The following is a 6,436-nucleotide window of genomic DNA, read 5'->3' as shown; positions in this document are numbered from 1 at the left end:
TCTGAAAGGGCCCAGGATGGGCAAGATCAAACGCGTTCCGCATTGCAGCCACTGGGGGGCCTACACGATCCTCGTGGAGGACGGCCGCATTGTGGGCGTCGAGCCATTCGAGCATGACCCGGCCCCCTCGCCGATCATCGCCTCAATCGTGGAATGGGCGCGCCCGCAGGGGCGGGTGCTGCAGCCTTTGGTGCGGGAAGGCTGGCTGAGCGCGCGGGAGAAGAGCGACCGCCGCGGCCGCGGCAGCGAGCGCTTCGTGCCTGTCAGCTGGGACGAGGCCACCGATCTGGTCGCGGGCGAGATCCTCCGCGTCAGTCAGAACCATGGTAATGCATCTATTTTTGCGGGCTCCTATGGCTGGACGCATTGCGGACGGTTTCATCATTCCTCATCCCTCCTCAAGCGGATGATGAACCTTGCCGGCGGCTATACCGGTCATGTGGACACCTATTCCATTGCCGCGGGGCCGGTGATCCTGCGACACACGCTGGGCGACGACCGGGCCTGCGGCGGTCAGGCCAATACGCTCGATACCATCGCGGAGCATAGCGAGACGCTCGTGGTCTTCGGTGCAATGAGCCCGCGCACTGCACAGGTCGAGGCCGGAGGTATAGGCCATCACAGGATCGAGGCCTATCTTCGTCAGGTTGCAGCCAAGGGGATAAAGGTCGTCCTGGTATCCCCCTTTCGCGAGGACCTGCCGGACTGGGTCGATGCTGACTGGTGGCCTGTCCGTCCCAACACGGACACGGCACTCATGCTCGGTCTTGCGGGCGAGATCGTGAAGGCGGGGCGTCAGGACAGGACCTTTCTTTCGCGCTGCACGAGCGGCTCTGAGAGGCTGCTTGACTATCTGCTCGGACGGACCGACGGACAGGTCAAGGATGCCGATTGGGCAGCCTCGATCACCGGCCTAGAGCCGGAAGGCATTCGCGCGCTGGCGCGCCGTCTGGTCGAGACTCGCAGCATGCTGTCCGTCAGCTGGAGCCTGCAGCGCGCGCATCACGGCGAGCAGCCCTTCTGGGCGGCACTCGGCCTTGCCGCAGTCATCGGGCAGATCGGTATGCCCGGGGGCGGCGTCGGTTACGGCTATGGCTCGCTCGGCGGGGTCGGGTCGCCCATCAACATCGGCAAGTCCCCCGCGATCCCGCAGCTGTCCAGACCCATCAACAGCTTCATCCCGGTGGCGCGGATCAGCGACATGCTGCTGAACCCTAGCGGACCTTACACCTATGAGGGCGAGGCCCGCAGCTATCCCGACATCCGCCTGGTCTATTGGGCCGGCGGCAACCCGTTCCATCACCATCAGGACCTGAACCGGCTGTCAGAGGCCTGGACCCGCCCCGAAACGATCATCGTGCAGGATCCGATGATGACAGCATCCGCGCGGCGGGCTGACATCGTGCTGCCGGCGACAACCTCGATCGAGCGCAACGACCTCGCAGGTAACAAACGATCGGACCTGATCCTCGCCATGCACAAGGCGATCGAACCTCTGGGCGAGGCGCGCTCGGACTTCGACATCTTCAATGCCATTTCCGAAAAGCTCGGCGTCGGCGACGCCTTCAACGAGGGCCGGGACGAGATGGGCTGGTTGCGGCATATCTACAACGAAAGCCGCGATCATGCGCTGCGCAGCTACGGCTTCGCCATGCCGGAGTTCGGGACGTTCTGGGAACAGGGCTACGCCCGTTGCCCGGTGCAGGAACATCACACATACCTGTCCGACTTCCGCGAGGACCCGGAGGCCCATCCGCTCAATACCGAAAGCGGCCGCATCGTGTTGGGTAGCGAAACGCTGGCGCGGCTGAACTACGATGACTGCCGCGACCATCCGGCGTGGATCGAACCGGCGGAGTGGCTGGGCAGCGCCACGGCAGAGCAACTGCACCTGATCTCGCATCAGCCGGCGGGGCGTCTGCACAGCCAGCTGGAAACCGGCGCCGCGAGTTTGGCCGAGAAGCGCGGCGGCCGGGAACAGGTGCGGATCAACCCCGCTGATGCCGCATGCTACGACATTGCAGATGGCGCAACCGTGCGGCTGTGGAACGCGCGCGGGGCGTGTCTCGCTACAGCACTGGTGACCGAGACGGTGCGCCCGGGGGTCGCTGTGCTGCCGACGGGCGCGTGGTTCACCCCGGCAGGCAACAGTGGCATCGACATCTCTGGAAATCCGAACGTGCTAACCTTGGATGTTGGCACATCGCGGTTCGGCCAAGGCTGCTCGGCCCATACCTGCCTTGTCCGGATCGAGCCTTACGCAGGTGACGTCCCCGACGCCATCGAGACCTATCAATCGCAGTTGGCCGAGATCCTGGCCACCTAGAAAGGAAGCTCCATGACCGAAGCCGCCATCAGCCGCTTTCCCGTGCCATCCATCGAAAATTTGCCCGAGGACATCCGTGACCGCATCCTGGCAGTGCAGGAAAAATCGGGCTTCGTGCCGAACGTTTTCCTGGTGCTGGCACGTCGGCCCGATGAGTTCCGCGCGTTCTTCGCCTATCATGACACGCTGATGGACAAGCCCGGCGACATCACCAAGGCGGAACGCGAGATGATCGTGGTGGCGACCTCGAACGCGAACCAGTGCCAGTATTGCGTGGTGGCGCATGGGGCCATTCTTCGCATCCGCGCCAAGAACCCGCTGATCGCGGACCAGGTGGCGGTCAACTATCGCAAGGCAGACATCTCGTCGCGCCAGAAAGCAATGCTCGACTTCGCGATGAAGGTCTCGGCCAGCGCCTACGAGGTCAGCGAAGAGGATTTCTCGCTGCTGAGGTCGCACGGCTTCTCGGAGGAGGACGTCTGGGACATCGCCGCCATCTCGGCCTTCTTCGGCATGTCGAACCGGATGGCGAACGTCACCAGCATGCGGCCGAACGACGAGTTCTACACCCTGGGGCGCTGAACCGGATCCGCCGGCGCTGGCCGCCTGCCTGGAGTCGGGCAGCGCCGCATGCTGGTTGCAGCGGCCCCGACCCCGTTGCTTCACCCGGCGATGTCGATCACGACGCGACCGCGGATCCGGCCCGCCACGATGTCGTCGGCAAGCGCGGGCAGGGCGGACAGCGGCTCGGTCCCGGCGATGCGGGCCAGGCGCGCCTTGTCCAGGTGCTGCGCCAAGGTGGCCCAAGCCCGGTTCCGCTTGGCCACAGGCGCGAACACGCGCGTCACCTCGAGCTCGCCGCCATCGAGCTTGATGAAGCGCCCCTCACACGACATCTGCGTGCGTGTCCGTGCCGTGCTAAGCTGGTGATGATGAGGGCTGACTCATGTCGGTCTGCGTCCTTCAAGATTACCGGATTTGACACCGCAGGGAGGTCACCATGTCGGATTTCAAGGTCGGCTACTTCGTCGGAAGCCTTGCAAGGGACTCGATCAACCGGAAGCTGGCTAAGGCACTCGTCCGCCTGGCCCCCCCGGACCTTCAGATGCAGGAGATCCCCTTCCGGGATCTGCCTCTTTACAGCTACGACTTCGATGCAGATTTCCCCAAGGTTGCGCAGGACTTCAAGGCGGCCATTGCCGAAGTCGATGCCGTTCTTTTCGTCACCCCGGAATACAACCGCTCGATCCCTGGCGCACTGAAGAACGCGATCGACTGGGCAAGCCGGCCCTACGGCCAGAACTCGTTTACCCGGAAACCGTCCGCGATCATCGGAACCTCGCCAGGAGCGATCGGGACCGCGGTCGGACAGCAGCATCTCAAGAGCATTCTCGGGTTCTGCAACTCGCCGATGATGAATGCGGTCGAAGCCTACATCCAGTTCACGCCCGACCTGATCTCCGACAGTGGCGAAGTCAGTGTCGAGTCGACCGAGACCTTTCTGCGCAACTACATGAACGAGTTCAGCAGCTTCATCGGGCGTGTCCTGACGGTCTATCCACGCGCGTCCTGACCGGCTCGCTGGCGCCGTGAATCTGGTTCGTGCCGCTCGCGGAGCTCGGCGCAAGGGGAGCCGAGCTGCCGATCATTGCCGCAGCCTCGCAACCTGGCGCCGCTGGCGGCATGCCCCGCCTGCGGGTAGGGCGTGCGTCGCGCTTACCGCGCATCGGGCTGCGGCTGGCGCAGGCAGTCCGGCAGGTCCGGCCCGACCGGGACGATGCCGGTGGGGTTCAGTGCCTTGATCGAGTAATAGCCGCGCTTGATGTGGTCGATGCTGACCGTCTCGCGCAGGCCGGGGATCGCCAGCATCCGCGTCACGTAGGCGCTGAGCCCCGGATAATCCGCGAGCCGGCGCAGGTTGCACTTGAAGAGCCCGTGATAGGCCGGGTCGAAGCGGACCAGCGTCACGAACAGGCGGATGTCGGCCTCGGTCAGGCGGTCACCCAGCAGGAACTGTCGCCCGTCGGACAACCGCGCCTCCAGGGTGTCGAGCATGCCGAAGACCTCGTGGAACGCCTCCTCATAGGCCTCCTGGGTGGTGGCGAAGCCGGCGCGATAGACGCCGTTGTTCAGCCGGGGATAGATCTCGTCGTTCAGCGCCTCGATGTCGCCGCGCAGGTCCTCGGGGCAGAGGTCGTAGGTCGGATCGGCCAGGTCGCCGAAGCCGCTGTTCATCATCCGCAGGATGTCGGCGGATTCGTTGTTCACGATGGTCTTGCGCTGCCTGTCCCAGAGGACCGGCACCGTGGCCCGGCCCGTGAAGGTCGGATCGGCGCGGCTGTAGAGTTCGTGCAGCCAGGCGGCGCCGTTCACCGTGTCGCGGTCTGCGCCCGGATAGTCGCCGAAGCGCCAGCCCTGGTCGGTCAGCGCCGGCTCGACCACCGCGACCGAGATCACGTCGTCCAGCTTCTTCAGCTTGCGGCCGATCAGCGTGCGCGACGCCCAGGGGCAGATCAGCGCCACGTAGAGGTGATAGCGGCCCGGTTCGGCCGCGAAGCCGCCCTCGCCGGTCGGGCCGGGCGCGCCGTCGGGCGTCACCCAGTTGCGGAAGCTGGAGGTCTGGCGGACGAAGCCGCCCTTGGCGTCGCTGGACTGCACCGGGTGCCAGTCGGACATCCATTCACCGTTCACGAGCATGTCGGTCTCCTCACTGGCGCAGGGTGATCCGCGTCCCCCAGGGGTCGCGGAGGGTCAGGGCGGTGTCAGTCGTCTCGACGGCAATGCCGGCATCGTTCGCCCGGGAGGTGATAGCATCCGCGGTGCCGGGGTCGCGCAGCACCAGCTCGACCGCATCGAGGCCTGCCATGCCCTCGGGACGGACGCCCGCACCGCGGCTGCTCCAGACATTGCCGGCCAGCTGGTGGTGATAGCCGCCGCTGCCATAGAAGCTGGCGCCGGGATAGCGCGCGGCGATGTCGAGGCCGAGGATGCCGCCGTAGAAGCGGTCGGCCTCGGCCGTGTCGCCCACCTGCAGGTGGACATGGCCGATCACCCCGTCATCTGGATACCCTGCCCATGGCGTCGTCCCCGCCGCCTTCAGCAGGTCCTGCAGGTCGAGGGGCTCGGTCGTCATGTGGACCTCGCCTGCCTCATCGCGCCAGCGCTGCGGCGGCCGGTCGGCATAGACCTCGATGCCGTTGCCCTCGGGATCGGCCAGATAGATCGCCTCGCTGACGCTGTGGTCCGAGGCGCCTTGCAGGGCCACCCGCGCCTCGGCCGCATGGGCCAGCCAGCGGGCCAGCTCGGCGCGCGACGGCAGCAGGAAGGCGGTGTGGAACAGCCCCGCCTGACGGCGGTCCGCGGCGTCGGCATCGGGCGCGGCGTCAAGATGGAGGAGGCGCAGGGTCCCGGTGCCCAGCGTCACGCCGGGGCCGTCGGCCGGCAGCGGCGTCAGGCCCATGACGGTCTGGTAGAAGCGCGACACGGCGTCGAGGTCGCGGACCTTCAGCCGCACCGTGCCGATCCGCATCGGTGCGGCCTTCATGTCGAATTGGTCGGTCTGCGTGGTCATGGCGGTTCCTTTCGGGATCGGCTGCGGCCGCGGGGCGCGCCCGCGGCCGGTGGACGCGGGTATCGTTCAGGCGCGGCGCTTCACGGCGAAGGCGCCGTCGCCCAGCAGCGCCTGCACGACCAGGGTCACCGCCCAGAAGGCCGGGAATTCCCAGCCGCCGCCGGTGTTCGAGAAGAAGAACCCGGCCGCGCCATGGGGCACGTAGATCGAGCCGAGCAGCACCGGCACCAGCGCCAGCGACACCCAGCGGGTGGCGACGCCGAGGATCAGCGCGAGGCCGCCGAAGAGTTCGGCCGCGATGACCAGATAGGCGAGGGCGCCGGGCAGGCCGAGGCTCTCGAAATAGGTGGCGGTGCCGGCCGGGGTGAAGATCACCAGCTTCAGCCAGGCATGGGCGAGAAACAGCACACCCGTGGATATCCGCAGGATGGTGGCAGCGAGGTCTGCATTGGTGACATCCGCAGGTCACGTCCGTCAAGCTGGTGTAATTTCCCGGATGGCCTGAGGGCATGATCAGGCGGCTTTCGTTGTGATGCTGA

Annotated in this window: 7 protein-coding genes; 3 read left to right on the top strand and 4 right to left on the bottom strand. The window is 66.2% G+C overall.

Going from position 1 to position 6,436, the window contains the following annotated elements; genetic code table 11:
* Positions 1-16: 16 nt before the first annotated feature.
* Together Q0938_RS18710 and Q0938_RS18705 are read left to right on the top strand one after the other, a co-directional pair.
* A complete protein-coding gene (locus Q0938_RS18710) occupies positions 17-2,326 on the top strand; it encodes a molybdopterin guanine dinucleotide-containing S/N-oxide reductase (protein WP_299365557.1) in 2,310 nt (769 codons plus the stop codon).
* Positions 2,327-2,338: 12 nt separating this feature from the next.
* On the top strand, positions 2,339-2,908 hold the full coding sequence (locus Q0938_RS18705) for a peroxidase-related enzyme (RefSeq protein WP_299365554.1): 570 nt from the start codon (positions 2,339-2,341) through the stop codon (positions 2,906-2,908).
* Between the two features lie 80 nt (positions 2,909-2,988).
* Here the strand turns inward: Q0938_RS18705 and Q0938_RS18700 are convergent, their stop codons facing one another.
* On the bottom strand, positions 2,989-3,222 hold the full coding sequence (locus Q0938_RS18700; protein WP_299365552.1) for a hypothetical protein: 234 nt from the start codon (positions 3,220-3,222) through the stop codon (positions 2,989-2,991).
* 104 nt (positions 3,223-3,326) lie between these two features.
* Here Q0938_RS18700 and Q0938_RS18695 point away from each other — a divergent pair, with 104 nt between their 5' ends.
* Positions 3,327-3,899: an NADPH-dependent FMN reductase gene (locus tag Q0938_RS18695; RefSeq protein WP_299365550.1), complete on the top strand. Its 573-nt coding sequence runs from the start codon at positions 3,327-3,329 to the stop codon at positions 3,897-3,899.
* Between the two features lie 143 nt (positions 3,900-4,042).
* On the opposite strand, the gene Q0938_RS18690 is transcribed toward Q0938_RS18695, so the two are convergent.
* The 3 genes from Q0938_RS18690 to Q0938_RS18680 form a co-directional block, all read right to left on the bottom strand.
* Positions 4,043-5,023 carry a glutathione S-transferase family protein gene (locus tag Q0938_RS18690; RefSeq protein WP_299365548.1) on the bottom strand — a complete coding sequence of 327 codons (981 nt, stop codon included), beginning with the start codon at positions 5,021-5,023 and terminating at the stop codon, positions 4,043-4,045.
* Between the two features lie 10 nt (positions 5,024-5,033).
* The gene (locus Q0938_RS18685; protein ID WP_299365546.1) at positions 5,034-5,897 is read right to left on the bottom strand and encodes a VOC family protein; all 864 of its coding nucleotides are present in this window, start codon (positions 5,895-5,897) and stop codon (positions 5,034-5,036) included.
* 66 nt (positions 5,898-5,963) lie between these two features.
* Entirely contained in the window at positions 5,964-6,323 is a 360-nt protein-coding gene (locus Q0938_RS18680) for a DoxX family protein (protein WP_366942787.1), read from the bottom strand.
* Positions 6,324-6,436: the final 113 nt, after the last annotated feature.

The sequence above is a fragment of the uncultured Paracoccus sp. genome (genome assembly GCF_947496875.1).
Taxonomy (GTDB): domain Bacteria; phylum Pseudomonadota; class Alphaproteobacteria; order Rhodobacterales; family Rhodobacteraceae; genus Paracoccus.
The sequence above is the reverse complement of the archived record's forward strand: the minus strand, read 5'-3'. Positions and strand labels throughout refer to the sequence as shown.

What these genes read in the sequence shown, in the direction of transcription:
- Q0938_RS18710 (WP_299365557.1), top strand. Translation starts at nt 17, where the DNA reads ATGGGCAAGATCAAACGCGTTCCGCATTGCAGCCACTGGGGGGCCTAC.
- Q0938_RS18705 (WP_299365554.1), top strand. Translation starts at nt 2,339, where the DNA reads ATGACCGAAGCCGCCATCAGCCGCTTTCCCGTGCCATCCATCGAAAAT.
- Q0938_RS18700 (WP_299365552.1), bottom strand. Translation starts at nt 3,222, where the DNA reads ATGTCGTGTGAGGGGCGCTTCATCAAGCTCGATGGCGGCGAGCTCGAG.
- Q0938_RS18695 (WP_299365550.1), top strand. Translation starts at nt 3,327, where the DNA reads ATGTCGGATTTCAAGGTCGGCTACTTCGTCGGAAGCCTTGCAAGGGAC.
- Q0938_RS18690 (WP_299365548.1), bottom strand. Translation starts at nt 5,023, where the DNA reads ATGCTCGTGAACGGTGAATGGATGTCCGACTGGCACCCGGTGCAGTCC.
- Q0938_RS18685 (WP_299365546.1), bottom strand. Translation starts at nt 5,897, where the DNA reads ATGACCACGCAGACCGACCAATTCGACATGAAGGCCGCACCGATGCGG.